The 22,798-nt window shown below is 59.7% G+C and carries 20 protein-coding genes, 2 tRNA genes, 1 rRNA gene and 1 pseudogene; 13 read left to right on the top strand and 11 right to left on the bottom strand.

Annotated features, from left to right (window positions below):
- Window positions 1-81: 81 nt before the first annotated feature.
- The 5 genes from ACEN8E_RS02810 to aptA all read right to left on the bottom strand — a co-directional run bounded on the left by ACEN8E_RS02810 (window position 82) and on the right by aptA (window position 5,370).
- Window positions 82-157 (bottom strand) — tRNA-Ala (locus tag ACEN8E_RS02810).
- Window positions 158-187: 30 nt separating this feature from the next.
- Window positions 188-264 (bottom strand) — tRNA-Ile (locus tag ACEN8E_RS02805).
- Window positions 265-345: 81 nt separating this feature from the next.
- Window positions 346-1,882, bottom strand: a 16S ribosomal RNA gene (locus ACEN8E_RS02800).
- A 570-nt stretch (window positions 1,883-2,452) separates the two neighbouring features.
- Window positions 2,453-3,946, bottom strand: a complete 1,494-nt coding sequence (locus ACEN8E_RS02795) for a CoA-acylating methylmalonate-semialdehyde dehydrogenase (protein ID WP_008021905.1) — start codon at window positions 3,944-3,946, stop codon at window positions 2,453-2,455.
- A 74-nt stretch (window positions 3,947-4,020) separates the two neighbouring features.
- Window positions 4,021-5,370, bottom strand: a complete 1,350-nt coding sequence (gene aptA, locus ACEN8E_RS02790; RefSeq protein WP_495591344.1) for an omega-aminotransferase AptA — start codon at window positions 5,368-5,370, stop codon at window positions 4,021-4,023.
- A gap of 139 nt (window positions 5,371-5,509) precedes the next feature.
- On the opposite strand from aptA, the gene ACEN8E_RS02785 reads away from it, so the two are divergent.
- The 3 genes from ACEN8E_RS02785 to ACEN8E_RS02775 all read left to right on the top strand — a co-directional run bounded on the left by ACEN8E_RS02785 (window position 5,510) and on the right by ACEN8E_RS02775 (window position 7,759).
- Entirely contained in the window at window positions 5,510-6,430 is a 921-nt protein-coding gene (locus tag ACEN8E_RS02785) for a LysR family transcriptional regulator (RefSeq protein WP_007971880.1), read from the top strand.
- 90 nt (window positions 6,431-6,520) lie between these two features.
- Window positions 6,521-7,171: a TetR/AcrR family transcriptional regulator gene (locus ACEN8E_RS02780; protein ID WP_495591343.1), complete on the top strand. Its 651-nt coding sequence runs from the start codon at window positions 6,521-6,523 to the stop codon at window positions 7,169-7,171.
- Between the two features lie 6 nt (window positions 7,172-7,177).
- The gene (locus ACEN8E_RS02775) at window positions 7,178-7,759 is read left to right on the top strand and encodes an IMPACT family protein (protein ID WP_495591342.1); all 582 of its coding nucleotides are present in this window, start codon (window positions 7,178-7,180) and stop codon (window positions 7,757-7,759) included.
- Between the two features lie 349 nt (window positions 7,760-8,108).
- Here the strand turns inward: ACEN8E_RS02775 and ACEN8E_RS02770 are convergent, their stop codons facing one another.
- Window positions 8,109-8,681 carry a hypothetical protein gene (locus ACEN8E_RS02770; RefSeq protein WP_495591341.1) on the bottom strand — a complete coding sequence of 191 codons (573 nt, stop codon included), beginning with the start codon at window positions 8,679-8,681 and terminating at the stop codon, window positions 8,109-8,111.
- A gap of 82 nt (window positions 8,682-8,763) precedes the next feature.
- On the opposite strand from ACEN8E_RS02770, the gene ACEN8E_RS02765 reads away from it, so the two are divergent.
- The 5 genes and pseudogenes from ACEN8E_RS02765 (at window position 8,764) to ACEN8E_RS02745 (ending at window position 13,131) form a co-directional block, all read left to right on the top strand.
- Complete coding sequence (locus tag ACEN8E_RS02765; protein ID WP_429366459.1) at window positions 8,764-9,120, top strand: MerR family transcriptional regulator; 357 nt, start codon at window positions 8,764-8,766, stop codon at window positions 9,118-9,120.
- 19 nt (window positions 9,121-9,139) lie between these two features.
- Window positions 9,140-9,829, top strand: coding sequence for an SDR family oxidoreductase (locus ACEN8E_RS02760; protein ID WP_495591340.1), 690 nt, complete (start codon window positions 9,140-9,142; stop codon window positions 9,827-9,829).
- Between the two features lie 259 nt (window positions 9,830-10,088).
- Window positions 10,089-11,447: an 8-oxoguanine deaminase gene (locus ACEN8E_RS02755; protein WP_495591339.1), complete on the top strand. Its 1,359-nt coding sequence runs from the start codon at window positions 10,089-10,091 to the stop codon at window positions 11,445-11,447.
- 423 nt (window positions 11,448-11,870) lie between these two features.
- A pseudogene (locus ACEN8E_RS02750) lies at window positions 11,871-12,062 on the top strand (BMP family ABC transporter substrate-binding protein); the annotation flags it as partial.
- Window positions 12,063-12,177: 115 nt separating this feature from the next.
- Window positions 12,178-13,131 carry an adenosine deaminase gene (locus tag ACEN8E_RS02745; protein ID WP_015093335.1) on the top strand — a complete coding sequence of 318 codons (954 nt, stop codon included), beginning with the start codon at window positions 12,178-12,180 and terminating at the stop codon, window positions 13,129-13,131.
- 101 nt (window positions 13,132-13,232) lie between these two features.
- On the opposite strand, the gene ACEN8E_RS02740 is transcribed toward ACEN8E_RS02745, so the two are convergent.
- Entirely contained in the window at window positions 13,233-13,967 is a 735-nt protein-coding gene (locus tag ACEN8E_RS02740; protein WP_495591338.1) for an ArsR/SmtB family transcription factor, read from the bottom strand.
- Window positions 13,968-14,283: 316 nt separating this feature from the next.
- Complete coding sequence (vimR, locus tag ACEN8E_RS02735) at window positions 14,284-15,213, bottom strand: transcription regulator VimR (RefSeq protein ID WP_495591337.1); 930 nt, start codon at window positions 15,211-15,213, stop codon at window positions 14,284-14,286.
- A gap of 125 nt (window positions 15,214-15,338) precedes the next feature.
- Between vimR and ACEN8E_RS02730 the strand changes: the two genes are divergently transcribed.
- Together ACEN8E_RS02730 and ACEN8E_RS02725 are read left to right on the top strand one after the other, a co-directional pair.
- The gene (locus ACEN8E_RS02730; RefSeq protein WP_495591336.1) at window positions 15,339-16,352 is read left to right on the top strand and encodes a zinc-binding alcohol dehydrogenase family protein; all 1,014 of its coding nucleotides are present in this window, start codon (window positions 15,339-15,341) and stop codon (window positions 16,350-16,352) included.
- Window positions 16,353-16,602: 250 nt separating this feature from the next.
- A complete protein-coding gene (locus tag ACEN8E_RS02725) occupies window positions 16,603-16,776 on the top strand; it encodes a hypothetical protein (protein ID WP_495591335.1) in 174 nt (57 codons plus the stop codon).
- 8 nt (window positions 16,777-16,784) lie between these two features.
- Here the strand turns inward: ACEN8E_RS02725 and ACEN8E_RS02720 are convergent, their stop codons facing one another.
- Together ACEN8E_RS02720 and ACEN8E_RS02715 are read right to left on the bottom strand one after the other, a co-directional pair.
- Window positions 16,785-17,981, bottom strand: a complete 1,197-nt coding sequence (locus ACEN8E_RS02720; RefSeq protein WP_495591334.1) for a multidrug effflux MFS transporter — start codon at window positions 17,979-17,981, stop codon at window positions 16,785-16,787.
- 90 nt (window positions 17,982-18,071) lie between these two features.
- The gene (locus ACEN8E_RS02715; protein WP_046043755.1) at window positions 18,072-18,269 is read right to left on the bottom strand and encodes a cation transporter; all 198 of its coding nucleotides are present in this window, start codon (window positions 18,267-18,269) and stop codon (window positions 18,072-18,074) included.
- 147 nt (window positions 18,270-18,416) lie between these two features.
- On the opposite strand from ACEN8E_RS02715, the gene ACEN8E_RS02710 reads away from it, so the two are divergent.
- The 3 genes from ACEN8E_RS02710 to cueR all read left to right on the top strand — a co-directional run bounded on the left by ACEN8E_RS02710 (window position 18,417) and on the right by cueR (window position 21,689).
- Window positions 18,417-18,800, top strand: coding sequence for a hypothetical protein (locus ACEN8E_RS02710; protein ID WP_495591333.1), 384 nt, complete (start codon window positions 18,417-18,419; stop codon window positions 18,798-18,800).
- Window positions 18,801-18,885: 85 nt separating this feature from the next.
- Window positions 18,886-21,279: a heavy metal translocating P-type ATPase gene (locus ACEN8E_RS02705; protein WP_495591332.1), complete on the top strand. Its 2,394-nt coding sequence runs from the start codon at window positions 18,886-18,888 to the stop codon at window positions 21,277-21,279.
- A complete protein-coding gene (gene cueR, locus ACEN8E_RS02700; RefSeq protein ID WP_495591331.1) occupies window positions 21,276-21,689 on the top strand; it encodes a Cu(I)-responsive transcriptional regulator in 414 nt (137 codons plus the stop codon). Before ACEN8E_RS02705 ends, cueR begins: the two co-directional genes overlap by 4 nt.
- Window positions 21,690-21,760: 71 nt before the next feature.
- Here cueR and ACEN8E_RS02695 read toward each other — a convergent pair whose 3' ends face one another.
- Window positions 21,761-22,654 (bottom strand): PA4780 family RIO1-like protein kinase, encoded by an 894-nt coding sequence (locus tag ACEN8E_RS02695; RefSeq protein ID WP_429366225.1) that lies wholly within the window; start codon window positions 22,652-22,654, stop codon window positions 21,761-21,763.
- Between the last annotated feature and the right edge of the window lie 144 nt (window positions 22,655-22,798).

Raw genomic sequence — 22,798 nt, 5'->3', positions numbered from 1 at the left:
ACTAGTCAAAGACTAGAAATCAACATTCACCATCATCGATGGAATGCTCATTTCTAAGCTTTACACAATCAGAAGCAGTAGTGGTGGAGCCAAACGGGATCGAACCGTTGACCTCCTGCGTGCAAGGCAGGCGCTCTCCCAGCTGAGCTATGGCCCCGTATTTCTACAGGCGTTTCCCACACAAAATTGGTGGGTCTGGGCAGATTCGAACTGCCGACCTCACCCTTATCAGGGGTGCGCTCTAACCAACTGAGCTACAGACCCAATTTCGGGCTGCTTCTTATCGTCTTCTTCAATGAATCAAGCAATTCGTGTGGGAACTTATGGAGCCGCTGAGTCGTCGATTAAGGAGGTGATCCAGCCGCAGGTTCCCCTACGGCTACCTTGTTACGACTTCACCCCAGTCATGAATCACACCGTGGTAACCGTCCCCCCGAAGGTTAGACTAGCTACTTCTGGTGCAACCCACTCCCATGGTGTGACGGGCGGTGTGTACAAGGCCCGGGAACGTATTCACCGCGACATTCTGATTCGCGATTACTAGCGATTCCGACTTCACGCAGTCGAGTTGCAGACTGCGATCCGGACTACGATCGGTTTTGTGGGATTAGCTCCACCTCGCGGCTTGGCAACCCTCTGTACCGACCATTGTAGCACGTGTGTAGCCCAGGCCGTAAGGGCCATGATGACTTGACGTCATCCCCACCTTCCTCCGGTTTGTCACCGGCAGTCTCCTTAGAGTGCCCACCATGACGTGCTGGTAACTAAGGACAAGGGTTGCGCTCGTTACGGGACTTAACCCAACATCTCACGACACGAGCTGACGACAGCCATGCAGCACCTGTCTCAATGTTCCCGAAGGCACCGATCCATCTCTGGAAAGTTCATTGGATGTCAAGGCCTGGTAAGGTTCTTCGCGTTGCTTCGAATTAAACCACATGCTCCACCGCTTGTGCGGGCCCCCGTCAATTCATTTGAGTTTTAACCTTGCGGCCGTACTCCCCAGGCGGTCAACTTAATGCGTTAGCTGCGCCACTAAGAGCTCAAGGCTCCCAACGGCTAGTTGACATCGTTTACGGCGTGGACTACCAGGGTATCTAATCCTGTTTGCTCCCCACGCTTTCGCACCTCAGTGTCAGTATCAGTCCAGGTGGTCGCCTTCGCCACTGGTGTTCCTTCCTATATCTACGCATTTCACCGCTACACAGGAAATTCCACCACCCTCTACCATACTCTAGCTTGTCAGTTTTGAATGCAGTTCCCAGGTTGAGCCCGGGGCTTTCACATCCAACTTAACAAACCACCTACGCGCGCTTTACGCCCAGTAATTCCGATTAACGCTTGCACCCTCTGTATTACCGCGGCTGCTGGCACAGAGTTAGCCGGTGCTTATTCTGTCGGTAACGTCAAAACACTAACGTATTAGGTTAATGCCCTTCCTCCCAACTTAAAGTGCTTTACAATCCGAAGACCTTCTTCACACACGCGGCATGGCTGGATCAGGCTTTCGCCCATTGTCCAATATTCCCCACTGCTGCCTCCCGTAGGAGTCTGGACCGTGTCTCAGTTCCAGTGTGACTGATCATCCTCTCAGACCAGTTACGGATCGTCGCCTTGGTGAGCCTTTACCTCACCAACTAGCTAATCCGACCTAGGCTCATCTGATAGCGCAAGGCCCGAAGGTCCCCTGCTTTCTCCCGTAGGACGTATGCGGTATTAGCGTCCCTTTCGAGACGTTGTCCCCCACTACCAGGCAGATTCCTAGGCATTACTCACCCGTCCGCCGCTGAATCAGGGAGCAAGCTCCCGTCATCCGCTCGACTTGCATGTGTTAGGCCTGCCGCCAGCGTTCAATCTGAGCCATGATCAAACTCTTCAGTTCAAACATCTTTGGGTTTTGAGAAAACCCTAAACTTGGCTCAGCAATCGTTGGTTACATCTTTGATTTCTCGCGGAGTAACTTGTGATGCTGATAATCTGTTGACTAGCAGTCTGACTCCACAAGCACCCACACGAATTGCTTGATTCAGTTGTTAAAGAGCGGTTGGTTAAGAGCTTTCGTCTCAACCGAGGCGCGCATTCTACAGCAGCCTCATTTGCTGTCAAGTGATTATTTTCAGAAGTTTTCAAGGAATCCTTAACAACTTCAACCACTTGCGCTTCAGATCTCTCGTCAGCGGGAGGCGAATTCTACAGCGTTACACGCTGCTGTCAACACCTCTTTTTCAACTTCCTTTCGACTTCGATAACCTGAAGCAACCTGCTGTCGAAACCTGCATAACTCATTGTTTTACAAGGAGTTTTCCGTTTCGACTGCGCCGGAAGTGGGGCGAATTATAGGCTTCCAGAATCTGCCGTCAACACCTATTTTCACAAATCTGTCATACAGGTCAAAAAAGCCCCGAAAACAAAAAAAGCCGACCCAATGGGTCGGCCTTCTTCGCCCTTCTACTTACAAGCTAGGGAAGGCGAACTGCGAAGCTTCATGGCTCGCACGCTGCGGCCAGCGCTGGGTGATGGCTTTGCGGCGGGTGTAGAAACGCACGCCATCCGGGCCATAGGCGTGCAGGTCGCCGAACAGCGAACGCTTCCAGCCACCGAAGCTGTGATAGGCGACCGGCACCGGCAGCGGTACGTTGACGCCGACCATGCCGACTTCGATCTCGTCGCAGAACAACCGCGCCGCTTCCCCGTCGCGGGTGAAGATGCAGGTGCCGTTGCCATACTCGTGATCGTTGATCAGCTGCATGGCTTCTTCCAGGCTGTTGACCCGAACAACGCACAGCACCGGCCCGAAGATCTCTTCTTTATAGATACGCATCTCTGGCGTGACGTTGTCGAACAGGCAGCCACCCAGGAAGAAGCCTTCCTCGTGACCGGCCACGGTCAGACCACGGCCGTCCACGACCAGCGTCGCGCCGGCGGCTACGCCGTCTTCTACATAACCGCTGACTTTGTCGCGGGCCTGACCGGTAACCAGAGGCCCCATGTCCAGACCGCAGGAAGTACCGGCGCCGATTTTCAGCGCCTGGATTTGCGGTACCAGCTTGGCCACCAGCGCATCCGCCACCTGATCGCCCACGCACACGGCCACCGAGATCGCCATGCAACGCTCACCGCAAGAACCGTAAGCTGCGCCCATCAGTGCGCTGACGGCGTTGTCCAGGTCTGCATCCGGCATCAGCACCGCGTGGTTCTTCGCGCCGCCCAGAGCCTGAACGCGTTTGCCGCGCTTGGTGCCTTCGGAGTAAATGTACTCGGCAATCGGCGTCGAACCAACAAAGCTCAGCGCCTTGACTTCCGGCGCTTCGATCAATGCGTCCACCGCAGTCTTGTCACCGTGCACCACGCTCAGTACGCCTTTAGGCAGACCAGCTTCCAGCAGCAACTGGGCAATCAGCAGCGTCGAGCTTGGATCGCGCTCGGATGGTTTGAGGATGAAGCAGTTGCCGCAGACGATCGCCAGCGGGTACATCCACAGTGGCACCATTGCCGGGAAGTTGAACGGAGTGATACCGGCAACCACGCCCAGCGGCTGGAAGTCAGACCAGGCATCGATGTTCGGGCCGACGTTACGGCTGTATTCACCCTTGAGGATTTCCGGGGCTGCACAAGCGAACTCGACGTTTTCGATGCCGCGCTTCAGTTCACCGGCCGCATCTTCCAGGGTCTTGCCGTGCTCTTCGCTGATCAGTTGGGCGATACGCGCTTCGTTCTGTTCCAGCAGTTGCTTGAAGCGGAACATCACCTGGGCACGCTTGGCCGGTGGCGTGTTGCGCCAGGCCGGGAACGCCGCCTTGGCCGCGTCGATGGCACTCTGGATGGTTTCGCGGGTCGCCAGCGGCAACTTGTGAATGGCCTGGCCGGTGGACGGGTTGAACACATCAACCGCGCGACCGTTCTCGGTCACCAGTTCGCCATTGATCAAATGCGGAATAACGCTCATGGAAGCTCCTGAAAAGTTGTCCACAGGCGCCCGTTCCCGAGCACCCGTTGTTTGTAGGTATATAGAAGGAGAAATCAGTCGATCTTGCTCAGCACTTCGCCGACCGCGTCGAACAGGCGATCCAGGTCCTGCGGCTTGCTGTTGAAGGTTGGGCCGAACTGCAGGGTGTCGCCGCCGAAGCGCACGTAGAACCCGGCTTTCCACAGCGCCATGCCGGCTTCGAACGGACGCACGATGGCATCGCCGTCACGTGGAGCGATCTGGATCGCGCCGGCCAGGCCGAAGTTGCGAATATCGATGATGTTCTTGGTGCCTTTGAGGCCATGCAGCGCATTTTCGAAATGCGGTGCGACTTCGGCCACGCTCTGCACCAGGTTTTCCTTTTGCAGCAGGTCGAGCGCTGCCAGGCCCGCGGCGCAAGCCACCGGGTGCGCGGAATAGGTGTAGCCATGGGGGAATTCAACCGCATATTCAGGCGTCGGCTGATTCATGAAGGTCTGGTAGATCTCGGAGCTGGCAATCACCGCGCCCATCGGGATCGCGCCGTTGGTGACTTGCTTGGCGATGCACATCAGGTCCGGGGTCACGCCGAAGGTGGTGGCGCCGAACATGGTGCCGGTACGGCCGAAACCGGTGATCACTTCGTCGAACACCAGCAGGATGTTGTGCTGGTCACAGATTTCACGCAGACGCTTGAGGTAACCCTGTGGCGGAACCAGCACGCCTGCGGAACCGGCCAATGGCTCGACGAATACCGCCGCGATGTTCGACGCATCGTGCAGTTCGATCAGCTTCAGCAGTTCGTCAGCCAGGGCGATACCACCCTGCTCCGGCATGCCACGGGAGTAGGCGTTGCTTGCCAGCAAAGTGTGCGGCAGGTGGTCGACGTCCATCATCGCCTGGCCGAACAGTTTGCGGTTGCCGTTCACGCCACCGAGGCTGGTGCCGGCGATGTTCACACCATGGTAACCACGGGCACGGCCAATCATTTTGGTCTTGGTCGACTGGCCTTTCAGGCGCCAGTAAGCACGGACCATCTTCACGGCGGTATCAGCACACTCGGAACCCGAGTCGGTGAAGAACACGTGATTGAGATTGCCCGGCGTCAGGTCGGTGATTTTCTCAGCCAGCTGGAAGGACAGCGGATGGCCGTACTGGAAGCCTGGCGAATAATCGAGGGTACCCAGTTGCTTGGCCACGGCCTCCTGGATTTCCTTGCGAGTGTGCCCGGCGCCGCAGGTCCACAGACCGGACAGCGAGTCATACACCTTGCGACCCTTGTCGTCGATCAGCCAGCTGCCTTCAGCGCCAACGATCAGGCGCGGGTCGCGCTGGAAGTTACGGTTGGCGGTGTAAGGCATCCAGTGAGCATCGAGCTTGAGCTGGCTGGCCAGGGAAGACGGGGCGTTTTCAGGCAAGTTCATGGGCGAAACCTCGCAAGGCAATAAGCGGCGAAAGGATTGAAAACCGTTGTTGCAGCTAAATTGCCACGGGGATAAAGTCGGTGAAATGCAACTTTTCTAATGTTCAGTCAGCCCACTACTAAACTTTCGAGTAACAAGCATGAGCACTCGCCGTCCCGATCCGCTGGCCCAGGTCAGCGACTTTGACATTCGCCTGCTGAGGATCTTTCGCAGCGTGGTGGAATGCGGCGGCTTCTCCGCGGCGGAAACCGTACTGGGTATCGGTCGCTCGGCAATCAGCCAGCAGATGAGTGATCTGGAACAACGCCTCGGCCTGCGCCTGTGCCAACGTGGACGTGCCGGGTTTTCCCTGACGGAAGAAGGCCGCGAGGTCTATCAATCGGCGTTGCAACTGTTAAGTGCACTGGAAAGCTTCCGCACCGAGGTCAATGGCCTGCACCAGCACTTGCGCGGCGAATTGATCATTGGCCTGACAGACAACCTGGTCACCCTGCCCCACATGCGCATCACCCATGCCCTCGCGCAATTGAAAGAACGCGGCCCGGACGTGCAGATCCAGATCCGCATGATCGCGCCCAATGAAGTCGAACAAGGCGTACTCGACGGTCGTCTGCACGTCGGCGTGGTGCCGCAGGCCAGCGCGCTGTCGGGGCTGGAATATCAACCGCTGTATAGCGAACGATCGCTGTTGTACTGCGCGGTCGGCCACCCACTGTTTTATGTCGACGATAAACAACTGGACGACGAGCGCCTGAACAGCCAGGACGCCATCGCACCCACCTTCCGTTTGCCAGCGGAGATCCAGGCTCACTATCAGGCGCTCAATTGCACCGCCAGCGCCTCGGACCGCGAAGGCATGGCGTTCCTGATCCTGACCGGGCGCTATATCGGCTACCTGCCGGATCATTACGCGAGTCTTTGGGTGCAGCAAGGCCGGTTGCGAGCGTTGAAAGCAAAAACGCGCTTTTATGATCTAAGCCTCGCGTCGGTCACCCGCAAGGGGCGTCGACCTCATCTGGTGCTGGAGAGTTTTCTCGAGAGCCTGGCCGCGACGCGTTAATGAACATGGCGCCACATAAGGACTTGTCTGAAGCCGGTGGGTGCGATATCAACGCACTGGCCGTCCCACCCCACCCGTTCGGAAGTGCATATGACCTTTGAAGTCCCAGCCCACGGCGCAAAATCCGTCAGCCGCATTCGTCAGAAAAACGAAGAGACCATCATCAAGGCCGCCGAAGACGAGTTCGCCCGTCACGGGTACAAAGGCACGAGCATGAACACCATCGCCCAGAACGCCGGGCTGCCCAAGGCCAACCTGCATTACTACTTCACCAACAAGCTCGGTTTGTACGTGGCGGTGCTGAGCAACATCATCGAGCTGTGGGACAGCACCTTCAACACCCTCACCGCCGAGGACGATCCGGTCGAAGCCTTGACCCGCTACATCCGCGCGAAAATGGAGTTCTCCCGACGTCAGCCGCAAGCCTCACGGATCTTTGCCATGGAAGTCATCAGCGGCGGCGAATGCCTGACCGAGTATTTCAACCAGGACTATCGCACCTGGTTCCAAGGCCGTGCGGGCGTATTCCAGGCCTGGATCGACGCCGGTAAAATGGATCCCGTCGACCCGGTGCACCTGATTTTCCTGTTGTGGGGCAGCACCCAGCATTACGCCGATTTCGCCACGCAGATCTGCCGCGTCACCGGGCGCACCAGGTTGACCAGACAAGACATGGAAGACGCCGGGAACAACCTGATCCGCATCATTCTCAAGGGCTGCGGCCTGACACCGACGATTTAAGTTCTTATGCCTTTTACCCTCAGCGTTTTTTGCGAATACCGCGAAGAGATTCGCAAGAGCCGCTTCATCACCTTTGCCGCGCCCATCTCCAGCCCGGGCGAAGCCCAGGCATTCATTGAACAGCACAGTGACTTGAATGCCACGCACAACTGCTGGGCGTGGAAGCTCGGCGATCAATACCGCAGCACCGATGATGGCGAGCCCGGCGGTACGGCCGGTCGACCGATTCTGGCGGCGATAGAGGCACAGGATTGCGATCAGGTCGCAGTGCTGGTGATTCGCTGGTATGGCGGCATCCAGCTGGGTACCGGGGGGCTTGCCCGGGCCTACGGCGGTGGTGCGAACAAATGCCTGCAGGCGGCGCCAAAGATTGAGCTGATCAGCCGGGTGCCGCTGCATTGTGCTTGCGGATTTGCCGAGTTGGCCCTGGTCAAGCTGCGGGTGGCGGAGGCAGGTGGATTGGTTGTGGAGGAAACCTTCACTGCCAATGGTGTCGAGCTGCAGTTGGCCGTGGGTGATGCGCAAATCGACACCTTGCAGTCTCAACTGGCCGATTTGAGTCGCGGGCGCATTTTGCTGCAGCGCTAACAGCGCTCCGGCGCAGGCTGCGATCTTTTGGGGCACAGCGTTTTTTCGTTTATTCCATACTTGCCCACATCTGCTGTGCACCCGGCTGTGGATAACCTGAGCACATACCGCTGCAACCCTTCTGTCATGCGGCTTTGCGGGCTTTGCTCAATTTTCGTCCAATCTGCCATCAAGCACAGCAAATTCAAATAAAAACAAACAGTTACATCGGCATATCGCCTTTAGAAGAAAGCCACTCAGTGCTTATACCCATGCATTGAGCTTGCACACAAATACTGTGGAGCAATCTGTGGATAACCCGTTCATGGCCGTCGCCGCGCCGTGTGCGACACGGCTCGTGGTCGTTTGTTCATTTTTTGATCAAAGGCGCACGAACAAAATCAGGGCTTGATTCTCGGCATTGCCCCCATGTGGTGCCCGGTGCCGTCGCAGGCCGGGAGTTTGGGCCGGCCCCTTCGCGAGCAGGCTCGCTCCCACACTGGATGGGTGTGAACTGGGGCAAATGTGGGAGCGGGCTTGCTCGCGAAGGCGTCCGAACAGGCAGCGCCTGAACCACGCCCCACGCCAATTCAAAAACCAGGAAAATCACCAATAACGAACTTGCACCATGGGCAAGGGCATAAGCCTGCCAAGCCGAGAACAGGAATCTGGCCACGGCGTCATATCGCCCGAATATCTGCTGCGGATCGCGAATCCGCAATACCGCCCACACGCAAACAATCGACCCCAGCAGATTCGCCATCAGCATGTGCACCGGTTCGAACGGTGGCAGTTCACCGGGCAAATTCAACGCCTGACTCACGCCCGTCAAAACCCCATGCAGCGCCGCAAAACTCCACGGTGTGGCAAACGCGACCGTCACGATCAGGTCGTACCAGGCACTGCCTTGTACCAACCGGCGATATTGCGCTGTAGTCCACATCGACATTGCTCCATCAATTCAGGGAGCAACAAGGCTAAAGCCTGGAGTATGCTCCAGGGTCAAGCCCCTTCGAGAGGTCATGATGCGCATCGGTGAATTAGCCCAGGCCAGCGCCGTCAGCCGCGACACGTTGCGTTTCTACGAGCAGCGCGGTTTGATCGCGGCGCAACGCAGCGCCAACGGGTATCGCGACTATCCACCAGACATGGTGCAACTGGTGCAGTACATCAAGACCGCTCAACGGCTGGGTTTCACCCTCGGCGAGATCGGCAACAGCGTCGCTGCAATCTGGCAGTCGCCCGACCCCGACGGTGCCGTCACGCAACTGCTGCAAGACAAACTCAAACTGATCGAAGCCCGCATGACCGAACTCGGCGCATTGCGCGATGAGTTGCAACAACGGCTCGGGCAACAGTGTCCATTGAATCCACGACTCTGAACTTTCAAGGAAGCCACTCATGTCCAAGGCAAAAACCGCACTCATCATCGGCGCCTCCCGGGGGCTTGGCCTCGGGCTGGTAAAAACCCTGTTGGCCGATGGCTGGCAAGTCACCGCCACCGTGCGCAATCCGCAAAAAGCCGAAGCCTTGCAGGCCCTGGGCAAGGTGCGGATCGAAAAGCTCGACATGGACGATCAGCAAGCGGTGTCCGCCCTGAGCCAACAGCTCAAGGGCGATGTGTTTGACCTGTTGTTCGTCAATGCCGGAGTCAAGGGGCCGGATGTCCAGACACCGAACGGTGGCGCGACGATGGCTGAAGTCGGCCAACTGTTTTTCACCAATGCCGTGGCGCCGATCAACCTGGCCCAGCATTTTGTCGAACACATCCGCCCGGACACCGGCGTACTGGCATTCATGAGCTCGGTACTGGGAAGCGTGACCATGCCCGATGCGCCGGAACTGGCACTGTACAAGGCCAGCAAGGCGGCGCTGAATTCCATGACCAACAGCTTCGTCACCCAGTTGGGCGAAACCAGTCTCACCGTGCTGTCGCTGCACCCGGGCTGGGTGAAAACCGACATGGGCGGTGAAGGCGCGGACATCGACGTCGAAACCAGCACCCGTGGCCTGGTTGATCAGGTGAATGCGTATGTCGGCAAGGGCGGGCATCATTTCATCAATTACCGGGGCGAGACCATTCCCTGGTAATCACTGCTAACACACTCCCCTGTGGGAGCGGGTTTACCCGCGATGACGGCGGCACAACCAACAACGATGTGACTGATACACCGCTATCGCGGGCAAGCCCGCTCCCACAGGGTTACTCTTCGTCCGGTCGGGTTAGGCTTGCCCGCCAGAGCATTTTGATCGAAACTTCGCACCTCGCCTCCCCGGCGACCCTGGATCAGCAGACAGGGCAACACTGAGCTGGCAACCCTGAACCCAACTTTCAGAGGAGCCGGCCAACATGCCTGCGACCCGTACCTGGTTAAAAAATCCCCTCGCCATTTTCACGGCCAACGGTCTCGATGCCCGTGGCGGTCTGGTGCTGCAAGACGGTTTGATCGTCGAAGTGCTGGGCATTGGCCAGCAACCTTCCTCCCCCTGCAATGAAGTGTTCGATGCCCGCGAGCATGTGATCCTGCCGGGCCTGATCAACACCCATCATCACTTCTATCAAACCTTGACCCGCGCCTGGGCGCCTGTGGTCAATCAGCCGTTGTTCCCGTGGTTGAAAACCCTGTACCCGGTCTGGGCACGCCTGACCCCGGAAAAACTCGCCCTCGCCACCAAAGTCGCACTGGCTGAATTGCTGCTGTCCGGCTGCACCACCGCGGCCGACCACCATTACCTGTTCCCTGAAGGCCTGGAAAATGCCATCGACGTGCAGGTCGAGAGCGTTCGCGAACTGGGCATGCGCGCCATGCTCACCCGCGGTTCCATGAGCCTTGGCGAAAAGGACGGTGGCCTGCCACCGCAACAGACCGTGCAGGAGGGCGAAGTGATCCTCGCCGATAGCCAGCGGCTGATCGCCGAGTACCACGAACGCGGTGAAGGCGCGCAAATCCAGATCGCCCTGGCACCGTGCTCGCCGTTTTCGGTGACGCCGCAAATCATGTCGGCCAGCGCCGAACTGGCGAACAAACTCGACGTGCGCCTGCACACCCACCTGGCGGAAACCCTCGACGAAGAAGACTTCTGCCTGCAACGCTTCGGCCTGCGCACCGTGGACTATCTGGACAGTGTTGGCTGGCTCGGCCCGCGTACCTGGCTGGCCCATGGCATCCATTTCAACCCGGATGAAATCGCCCGCCTCGGCGCTGCCAAAACCGGTATCTGCCATTGCCCGAGTTCGAACATGCGCCTGGCCTCGGGCATCTGCCCGAGCATCGAGCTGACCGATGCCGGTGCCCTACTTGGCTTGGGTGTGGACGGTTCGGCATCCAATGATGCCTCGAACATGATGCTCGAAGCACGTCAGGCCCTGTACATCCAGCGTCTGCGCTACGGCGCCGAGAAGATCACCCCGGAACGCGTGCTCGGCTGGGCAACCAAAGGTTCGGCCAGTCTGTTGGGCCGTACCGATATCGGTGAACTGGCCGTGGGCAAGCAGGCCGACCTGGCCCTGTTCAAGCTCGATGAACTGCGTTTCTCCGGTAGCCACGATCCGGTCTCGGCACTGCTGCTGTGCGGCGCCGATCGCGCGGACCGGGTGATGATCGGCGGCAAGTGGCGAGTGATCGACGGGCAGGTCGAGGGACTGGACTTGAAGGGGCTGATCGCTGATCACAGCCAGGCGGCACGACAGCTGATCGCAGGCGTCTGACACCACACCGATTAAAACTGTGGGAGCGAGCCTGCTCGCGATGGCGGTATTTCAGTCACTGACAATGTCGACTGACACTCCGCTTTCGCGAGCAGGCTCGCTCCCACATTGGTTTTGTTGAGGGTCGAGGCCATCTGGATTGGCGCACCAGTGGATGGCAGCTGTGCAAGGACATGCACTGTTATCGGACTTCAAGGACCTGTCGCGAGCCTGCTCGCGATGGCATCACCGCGACTTCAAGCTTTTGTTGTCCTGTTGGTCGGCAGTTTGCATTGCCCTGAGCAAGCCAAAGAGCCCAGCCAACCTCACGACAAAATGGAGTCCGAATTCATGTACAACTGTCCGTTGAATAAGCTGCTCTGCGCCATTGCACTGACCATCGGCCTGAGCGCCAGCCTGACGGCCATTGCCAACGTCCTTCCGAAAGTCGGCTTCGTCGCCTCGTTCCTGATCCCGGAAGTGATACGCGACATCAACGCCATCCAACTGGCCTTGAACAAATACAGCACCGCGCCGACCCAGGCCGCCGAACGTCGCGGCGTGTATGCCGTGGGCTACGCTTCGGACATGGCGTACTTCGGACCGAAAGCGACGCTGACCTCCATCGTCAACGATTAGGCCACGCGACAGGAACTGGAAACGGTGTGATGAACCGCTGGGTCAGGTTTTACCAATTGTTGCGGCAACCCTCTGTAGAATGGCGACCATTGCACCTGATGAGAAAAGAATCATGTACGACTGGTTGAACGCCCTGCCCAAGGCAGAACTGCACCTGCACTTGGAAGGCTCGCTGGAACCCGAGCTGTTGTTCGCCCTGGCCGAGCGCAACAAGATTGCCTTGCCATGGAGCGACGTCGAAACCTTGCGCAAGGCCTATGCCTTCAACAACCTGCAGGAATTCCTCGACCTGTATTACCGGGGCGCCGATGTGCTGCGCACGTCTCAGGATTTCTATGACCTGACCTGGGCATATCTGCTGCGCTGCAAAGAGCAGAACGTGATTCACACCGAACCGTTCTTCGACCCGCAGACCCACACCGACCGAGGCATCCCGTTCGAAGTCGTACTCAACGGCATCGCCGCCGCACTGAAGGATGGCGAGCAGCAACTGGGAATCACCAGTGGTTTGATCCTGAGCTTCCTGCGCCATCTGAGCGAAGACGAAGCGCAGAAAACCCTCGACCAGGCGCTGCCGTTCCGTGATGCATTCGTCGCCGTGGGCCTGGACAGCTCCGAGATGGGCCACCCGCCGAGCAAGTTCCAGCGTGTGTTCGACCGTGCCCGTCACGAAGGCTTCCTGACCGTTGCCCACGCCGGTGAAGAAGGCCCGCCCGAGTACATCTGGGAAGCCATCGACCTGCTGAAAATCCAGCGCATCGACCATGGCGTGCGCGCCATCGAAGACGAGCGCCTGATGCAGCGGATCATCGACGAGCAGATCCCGCTGACCGTGTGCCCGTTGTCGAACACCAAGCTTTGCGTGTTCGATCACATGTCGCAGCACAACATTCTCGACATGCTGGAACGCGGCGTGAAAGTAACCGTGAACTCCGATGACCCGGCGTACTTCGGCGGTTATGTCACCGAGAACTTCCATGCGCTGCACACCCACCTGGGCATGACCCAGGATCAGGCCAGACGCCTGGCGCAGAACAGCCTCGATGCGCGGTTGGTAAAGCCCTGAAGGCAAACGCAAACCTTATAGGAGCTGGCCTGCCAGCGATAAGGTCATCACCTCCAGTATTAATGCTGGACGGGAGGCCGCCATCGCCGGCAAGCCGGCTCCTACAACGCCATTTCCAACTCGGTCTCCTGGGCAAAACGATGAATTTCCCGTTGTCCGGAGGCTGTCACCTGCAAGGTTCGGGAGTCGTTGGGCAGGCTCAGCCAGCCCGACTGCATGAACAGTTGCAACAATGCCGCGCCCAGCGAACCGCCCAGGTGCGGGCGTCTTTCGCTCCAGTCGGGACACGCACAGGCAACCCGGCCGTTGTGATGGGCCAGCGCCTGAATGAACACTCCCCGTGCCGCCAACTCCGTCGCGCCCTTGAGTGTGACCGTGACCCGCTGATCAGAATGTTCGATCCAGCCTGCCTCCAGCAGTCGCTGATACAGGTCGGCGGACAGGGTGCCCCCCAAGTGATCGTCACACAGTCGGGCACTCAGCAACGACGAACGCACCGCCCGGGGTTTGACGAGAGGCACATTGCGCTTGAATACCTCGGGAATATCCTGGGGGGCGCTGGCGAAGGTCGCGCTGGCCAGTGCTTCGATTGCCGCCCCGACCTCGGGAGCAGCCAGGCGGAAGAAACGTTTGCGGCCGCGGTTCTCAACCCGCAACAGACCTCCAGCGGACAAACGTCCCAGGTGTGCACTGGCCGAAGACGGTGACAGACCGGCCAGCAATGCCAACTCTTCGGTTGCTCGCGCCGAACCATCCATCAAGGCCCACATCATTGCGCTGCGCTTTGGGTCAGCCAGCAATGTGGCGATCTGGCTGATGCAAGGTGCATGTTCCATGTATTCACTCCCTGTTGAATCGTTTCGTCTACTGCCCAGAAACATCTTGACCAGTAATGTATCGTCGGCCAATTCGTGGAAACTGCCATGAACACGGCAACGCTGTGTTCACTCATTAGCGCTGCCTTGCGGATGCGGTGAAGGCCAGAAAAATGACCGTGCAGCCGGGCCGACCCAAACGTGGACCCGCCAATGGTGGATCGACGCTACTTATATGATGAGGGCGTTAGTATATGCGGGTTGATCGTTGGATCCTTTCCTCCGCCCGGCATAGGTGGTGATCGTACCTGAGAGAAATTTCTCTTTTTTTGGGCGACTAATCATCGATTTCCGAAAAGCCCGGAAATTGACTACTCAAAAAGGCGCATCGGCTGGCAAGCATCTCCCGCAGCAGGTTCACCGGCTTACTCAATTGCGCGCGATGGGCGCACAACAGATTCAGCGGTGCGCGCTCACAGAGCAGCTCCGGCATCAGCACCTTCAAGCGGCCGGCCAGTACATCGGCGGCGACATCGAGCCAGGATTTGTACGCGACCCCGGCACCTGCCACAGCCCAAAGGCGCACGACATCGGCATCGTCACTGAAGCGATCGCCGCTGACCGTCAGGCTGACTTCGCGTTTGCCGTCGTGAAAACTCCAGTGATCGTGGACCCGGCTACCAAGCATGTACAACAGGCAATTGTGCTGTGCCAGTTGCTCCAGCTGCCGCGGCTCGCCATGGCGAGCCAGATAGCCGGGAGCGGCGCACAGCACCCGGCGGTTCTGCGGGGCGATGGGCAGCGCCACCAGGCTGGAGTCCTCCGGTTCACCATAGCGCAGGGCAACGTCTACCGGCTGGCGAAACAGGTCGGCGATGCGGTCCCCCAGCAGCAAGCGCACGGTCAGTTTCGGATGCTCGCGTTGAAACTCGTCGAGCCAGGGCAGTAGCAGGTTGCGGCCAAAGTCCGAAGGCGCCGACAGTTGCAGAACCCCACTGACCTGGTCCTGACCACGGGCCAGCAATCGTCGTCCCTCGTCGAGGTTGCTCAGGGCCGCGCGGGCGTATTCGAGAAAGCCCTCGCCTTCGGCGGTCAGGCGCAGGCTGCGGGTCGAACGGGCCAATAAACGGGCGCCGAGTTGCTGTTCGATGCGCTTGAGCGCCGCACTGGCCACAGCCGCCGACATGTCCATGCCTCGCGCGGCGGCGGACAGGCTACCCAGGTCCGCCGCCCGGACAAACAACTGCAAGTCATCGAAACGCAGCATCAAGAGCACCGATTATCAAAAAAATATTGAAAGAGACTGCTCTTTTAGCCGGTTTTATCTTCAGGAGAAATAGCCAATCATCTCCCCCATCGGATCTCTTCTTTATTAGTGTTCAGGAGTCGCCCATGAAAGCCATTGCCTACTACGCCTCGTTGCCGATCAGTGACGACAAGGCTCTGCAAGACATCGAACTGCCGGAACCGGTTGCCGGCCCCCGCGACTTGCTGGTGGAAGTCAAAGCCATTTCGGTCAACCCGGTCGACACCAAGGTGCGCCAGAACGTCCAGCCCGAAGGCGGCGCGGCCAAGGTGCTGGGTTGGGACGTGGCCGGCGTGGTCAAGGCGGTGGGCAGTGAAGTGACGCTGTTCAAGGCCGGCGACAAGGTGTACTACGCCGGCTCCATCGCGCGGGCGGGCGGCAACAGCGAGTTGCATGTGGTGGACGAGCGCATCGTCGGCCACATGCCAAAAACCCTCGGTTTCGCCGAGGCCGCTGCCCTGCCGCTCACCGCGATCACGGCGTGGGAATTGTTGTTCGAACGCCTGCGAGTGCGCGAAGGCAAAACCGATGAAGGCCAGAGCCTATTGATCGTCGGCGCGGCGGGTGGCGTGGGCTCGATTCTTACGCAACTGGCCAGCCAACTGACGGCCCTTGAAGTCATCGGCACCGCTTCGCGTGCGCAGACCCAAAGCTGGGTGAAGGAACTGGGCGCCGATCTGGTGATCGACCATAGCCAGCCACTGAGCGAAGCACTCAAGCACGCCGGCGTGGATCAGGTCACCCACGTCGCCAGCCTGACCCAGACTGACCAGCACCTGGACCAACTGGTCGAGGCATTGGCACCCCAAGGTAAACTGGCGCTGATCGATGACCCCAAGTCGCTGGACGTGACCAAGCTCAAACGCAAGAGTCTGTCGCTGCACTGGGAGTTCATGTACACCCGTTCGCTGTTTGAAACCCCGGACATGATCGAGCAGCACAACCTGCTCAATCGCGTCGCCAGACTGATCGATGCCGGAACCCTGAAAACCACCATGGGCGAACACTTCGGCACGATCAATGCGACCAATTTGCGCCGTGCCCATGCCCTGCTGGAGAGCGGCAAAGCCAGGGGCAAGATTGTGCTGGAAGGGTTCTGAAGCGCTGAAAAAAACCATCACTGATTTCATCGCCTTCTGCGTTTTCTGTCTGCGACCGGGGCGTCCGGGTCGCAGACAGCCCCTGCGGACGCCATCGAAAAGTCGTGTTTTTTTTAGTTACAAACCGTCAGTCCGACAGTTGCCCCTTGTCACAATGGCGCTCGTATTCGGGACTACAATCGAATCTCCTGCGAGGCAGTCTTTTGCGTAACGTCTTTTACGAGACATCTTTTACGATAGGAGTTCAGCTATGAAGATCCTGATAAGAGAACTGGCAAAGTCCCAGTGGCAAGTTCGCCTGGACCAACATGCCGTGACGTTCCGCAGCGAAGCAGAAGCCCGCGATTTCACGCGTACCCTCGAAGCCCGCATCCAGGCCCCTCACCAGATTCCCGTCCTCCACCCGCAGCGTGCAGCCGGCTGACTCCGGCCTCAGGCCTGGGCTTGCGCCAGCGCCCGGGCATTTTGCAAACGCCGGGTGAGCATCGCCGCGCCCACCACCAGAATTCCACACAGGCTGATGACCATGGCCATCGGCACGGCGCTGCCGTCGTGCAGCACACCCACCAGCGCAGAGGCACCGGCAGCCACGCTGAATTGCAGGCAACCGAGCAGCGCCGACGCACTGCCGGCCCGCGCGCCCTGCCCGCTCATCGCGCAGGCTGCGGCGTTGGGGCTGATGCAACCAAGGCTAGCGATACAGATGAACAATGGAATCAACAGCGGCCACAGGTGGGCCGTGTGCAGAGTGCTGACAGCGAGCAGGGTCAGACCGGCCGCGAGATAAACCCACACCGCGCGCGCCAGCAAGAACGTCGGGCCTCGCTTGGCCAGCAACCGCGCATTGACCTGTGCCACCAGAATGAAGCCCGCGGCATTGGTACCGAACAGCCAGCCAAAGTGCTCGGCCGGAACGCCGTAGAGCTTGATAATGATGAAGGGAGAACCGGCAATGTAGGCAAACATCCCGGCGATGGCGATGCCCCCGGTCAAGGCATGGCCAAGAAATACGGGATCGGCCAGCAACCGGCCGTACTGACGCAGCGCACCCGACAGCGGTTGACGCGGTATGTGGGCCGGCAAGCTTTCCGGCAATCCCGTCGCAACCGCCAGCCCCGCCAGTGCACTGAAACCGGTCAAGGCCAGGAAGATCGACTGCCAGCCTGTCGTGTTGACTAACAAGCCACCCAGCAATGGCGCGAGGATGGGGGCAAGCCCCATCACCAGCATCAACTGCGAAAAGACTTTCGCCGAACCCACCGCATCACACTTGTCGCTGACCACCGCCCGGGAAATCACCATCCCGGCGCAGCCGCCCAAGGCCTGGACGAAACGCGCGCCGATCAGCCATTCCAGGTTCGGTGCATAGGCACATGCCACAGAGGCGGCGGTAAACAAGCCGACACCGGTGAGCAATGGAATGCGCCGCCCGAAGCGATCCGCCACCGGGCCATAGGCCAGTTGACCGATGGACAGGCCGAGAAAGTACGCCGCCAACGTCATCTGAACGTGATTTTCGTCTGTCCCGAAGGCCAGTGCCATGGCCGGAAATGCCGGCAGATAGAAATCGATCGCCAGCGGACCGAAAGCGCTCAAGGCGCCGAGAATCAGAATGGTACGCAAGTTCATCAGGCATCCAGTGGGGCAGTAGTCGGCAGCCCGACAGTCTAGCCGCGCATGGACGCCTTGAACATTCCGGTAGCTGGCTAACTATCAAAATCACGCCAGTTTGACGCCATAACCCTCTTCGCTGATCGCCTCGATCACCTGCTCGGCGGTCAGCGCACTTTCGACACCGACTTCCCTGGCCGCCAGGTCGACCCGCACACTGGCCGCAGGGTCTTTGGCCTGGACCGCCTGAGTGATGGCCTTGACACAGTGACCACAAGACATGCCTTCAACGTTGAACACTTGCATGGGATGACTCCTTTTTCGAGATTGAAACCAGTTTCGGGCTTGCCACCATGGCAAGGTCAAGTTCTGACGTTAGCTGCCGGGCTGGCAATCGGTGCCGGGCTCGGCCAAGCTGCGTCCATCAATGACTCGAACTCAGGAGATTCAGCCATGCGCTGGTCGGTTTTCAGCCTGTTTGGCTTTCTCAGCCTTTTCGCCGCCATGCCTTCGGTCAATGCTGCCGGTCAGGATTATGGCGTGCTGATCATTTCCCGCGAGCGCCTGGAAGTCGCGACCAGCTGTGAAATCGGTGTGTACATCCACGATCAACTGGCAGCGCGGCTGTTTCAGGAGCAGAGCACCTCGTTCAACTTGCCGCCGGGTATCGTCTCGTTGCGCCTCAAATTGCTGCCGGGCCAGGTGCCGGGTTGCAATCCGGGCATGCTCGCGCCGGGTTCGCAAGATATCCGGCTCAAGGCCGGGGATGTGCTCAAGTACCGGATCGCGATGACGCAGGAAGGGATGTACCTGAAACGCGCCGGCCTCGGCTACTGACACAACTCCCACATCAGATTGGTGCTTGACCTTGCCAGCATGGCAAGGTTGATCCTGTGGTCATCTACTACAGGGAGTGCGACCGATGTCCGAATCCACCACGTTCGACCTGCCGATTGCCGGCATGACCTGCGCCAGTTGCGCCGGACGGGTCGAGCGCGCCTTGAGCAAAGTCATTGGCGCCAGTGCCGTCAGCGTCAACCTCGCCACGGAACAGGCCCGGGTCCAGGCACCCAGCGACAGTTTGCCTGCCTTGATGGAGGCCGTAGCACGGGCCGGCTACAGCGTGCCACAGCAAAGTCTGGAACTGAGCATCGACGGCATGACCTGCGCGTCCTGCGTCGGTCGGGTCGAGCGCGCGCTGGGCAAGGTTGCGGGCGTAAAAAGCGTCAGCGTCAACCTGGCCAACGAACGTGCCCACCTTGAACTGCTCGGCCAGATCGATCCGCAAACCTTGATCGCGGCCGTTTCCAAGGCTGGCTATACCGCCAACGTATGGGAAGCCGAACACCCGTCAACCGACAATCAGCAACAGCACCTGCACCGCGAACGCAGGGCCTTGATCATCGCCATTGCCCTCGCCTTGCCGCTGGTATTGCCGATGCTGCTACAGCCGTTCGGCGTGCACTGGATGCTACCGGCCTGGGCACAATTCGCCCTGGCCACGCCCGTGCAGTTCATCTTCGGCGCACGGTTTTACGTTGCCGCGTGGAAAGCCGTGCGCGCCGGAGCCGGCAACATGGACCTGCTGGTCGCCCTGGGCACCAGTGCCGGATACGGCTTGAGCCTGTACGAATGGGCCACCGCCGACGGGCGCATGCCGCATCTGTATTTCGAAGCCTCGGCGGTGGTGATCGCTCTGGTGCTGCTGGGCAAGTACCTGGAAAGTCGCGCCAAGCGCCAGACCGCCAGTGCCATCCGCGCCCTCGAAGCCTTGCGTCCGGAGCGGGCGATTCAGGTGACCGATGGCCACGAGCAAGAGGTCGCCATCAGCGCCCTGCGCCTCAATGATCTGGTGCTGGTCAAACCCGGCGAACGCTTTCCGGTGGACGGCGAAGTGGTCGAAGGCCAAAGCCACGCCGACGAAGCCCTGATCAGCGGCGAGAGCCTGCCGGTGCCCAAGCGACCCGGTGACAAAGTCACCGGCGGTGCGATCAACGGCGAAGGTCGCTTGCTGGTGCGTACCCAGGCCCTCGGTGCGGAAACCGTACTGGCGCGGATCATTCGTCTGGTGGAAGACGCCCAGGCCGCAAAAGCACCGATCCAGAAACTCGTGGACAAAGTCAGCCAAGTGTTCGTACCCACCGTGCTGCTGATCGCCCTGGCAACCCTGATCGGCTGGTTACTGTATGGCGCACCGATGGAAGCCGCGTTGATCAACGCCGTGGCAGTGCTGGTGATCGCCTGCCCTTGCGCCCTCGGCCTGGCCACGCCTACGGCAATCATGGCTGGCACTGGCGTGGCGGCACGCTACGGGATTCTGATCAAGGACGCCGAAGCACTGGAGCGCGCCCATGAAGTCAGCGCGGTGGTATTCGACAAGACCGGCACCCTGACCTCCGGCGCCCCGCGCATTGCGCATCTGAGTGCCATCGACGGGAATGAGGCGAGCCTGCTGCAATTGGCCGGTGCCCTGCAACGCGGCAGTGAGCATCCGCTGGCCAAGGCCGTTCTGGATGCCTGTGTCGAACGCCACTTGAAAGTGGCCGATGTCAGCGACAGCCAGTCCCTGACTGGCCGTGGCATCGCCGGCACACTGGATGGCCGGCGTTTGGCCTTGGGTAACCGTCGCCTGCTGGAGGAGACAGGCCTGAGTGCCGGGCCGTTGACCGACTCAGCGATCGATTGGGAAAAAGAAGGCCGGACCTTGTCCTGGCTGATCGAACAATCCCCCGAACCCCAAGTGCTGGGCCTGTTCGCCTTCGGTGACACCCTCAAGCCCGGCGCGCTGCAAGCGGTGCAACAACTGAGTGCACGAAACATCAGCAGCCACTTGCTGACCGGCGACAATCGCGGCAGCGCCAACGTGGTGGCCCAGGCGCTGGGCATCCAGGATGTGCACGCCGAAGTGCTGCCGGCGGATAAAGCCGCCACGGTCGCCGCACTGAAAGAAACCGGCGTGGTGGCGATGGTCGGCGACGGAATCAACGACGCCCCGGCACTGGCCGCCGCCGACATCGGCATCGCCATGGGTGGCGGCACCGATGTCGCCATGCACGCGGCCGGCATCACCCTGATGCGCGGCGATCCGCGACTGGTGCCGGCCGCCTTGGAGATCAGCCGCAAGACCTACGCCAAGATTCGGCAGAACCTGTTCTGGGCCTTCGTCTATAACCTGATCGGCATCCCACTGGCGGCGCTCGGCTTCCTCAATCCGGTGCTGGCCGGTGCGGCCATGGCGTTATCAAGCGTCAGCGTGGTGAGCAATGCGTTACTGTTGAAAACCTGGAAACCCAAGGACCTGGAGGACAACCGATGAACATCGGCCAAGCGGCCCGCCACAGTGGCCTGAGCGCAAAGATGATCCGTTATTACGAATCCATCGGCCTGCTCAAGGCGGCCCATCGCACTGATAGCGGTTATCGGGTGTATGGCGATGACGACCTGCACACGCTGGCGTTCATCAAGCGCTCGCGGGACCTGGGTTTTTCCCTGGAAGAAGTCGCCAAGTTGCTGACCCTCTGGCAAGACCGCCAGCGCGCCAGTGCCGATGTGAAGGCTTTGGCCCGCCAGCACATCGATGAGTTGAACCGCAAGATCCGTGAGCTCGGCCAGTTACGCGACACCTTGCAGGACCTGGTTGAGCACTGTCAGGGCGATCATCGGCCGGATTGCCCGATTCTGAAGAATCTGGAGTCGGGCTGCTGTACCAGTCCGACTCTTGCCTGATCCCACAGGATTTTGGTGTTTCCTGATCCCCCACAAAAAACCCGGCCGAAGCCGGGTTTTTCTTTATCCGATCACTGCATCCACGGTGGAGGCGGTTCTTCGGTCTTGCCCGGTGGCGCATCGTCCGCCGCGCGGGCCGCCTGCTTGCGCTCTTCATCCAGGCGTGCGGCCTCGATTTCGCGGATGATGCCGCCCACATCGGCCAGTTCCTCCGTATCGGCGAACTCGCCGGTCAGGACACTGGCCGGGTGCAAGGTGCCGGCCTCGTACAAGGCCCACATTTCCTTGGCGTATCGGGTCTTCTTCAGCTCCGGCGCGAACCGCCCGAAGTAGGACGCCATGTTGCCCACATCCCGCTCCAGCATGCTGAATGCGTGGTTGTTGCCCGCCGCATCCACCGCTTGTGGCAGGTCGATGATCACCGGGCCGGTCGGCGTCAGCAGCACGTTGAACTCGGACAGGTCGCCGTGCACCAGACCGGTACACAGCATCAGCACGATCTGGGAAATCAGATACGCGTGATACTCGCGGGCCTGGTCCGGCTCCAGCACCACATCGTTCAGACGCGGCGCGGCATCGCCGTACTCGTCGGCCACCAGCTCCATGAGCAGTACGCCTTCGAGGAAGTCGAACGGCTTGGGCACCCGCACGCCGGCATTGGCCAGACGGAACAGCGCCGCCACTTCGGCGTTCTGCCAGGCATCTTCGGTTTCCTTGCGGCCAAACTTGGAGCCCTTGGCCATCGCCCGGGCCTGACGGCTATTGCGTACCTTGCGGCCTTCCTGGTACTCGGCCGCCTGACGGAAACTGCGCTTGTTCGCCTCCTTGTAGACCTTCGCGCAACGCAACTCGTTGCCGCAGCGCACCACATAAACAGCTGCTTCTTTACCACTCATGAGTGGGCGCAGCACCTCGTCGACCAGACCGTCCTCGATCAGGGGTTCAATGCGTTTTGGAGTCTTCATCAGCTTTTATTGTGGGTCCTTTATTACCAAACACGCGAAAGTCATTCGTTATACGGCAATCCACTCACCGGGGGGAGGGGTTGCCGACTGATGAGCATTGCAGAGGCACACAATGTGCCGAATTCATCGGGTAAAACACACGAC

The sequence above is a fragment of the Pseudomonas sp. Pseusp9 genome, assembly GCF_059491265.1.
Note: the sequence above shows the minus strand (reverse complement) of the source record. Positions and strands in the feature narration are given on the sequence as shown.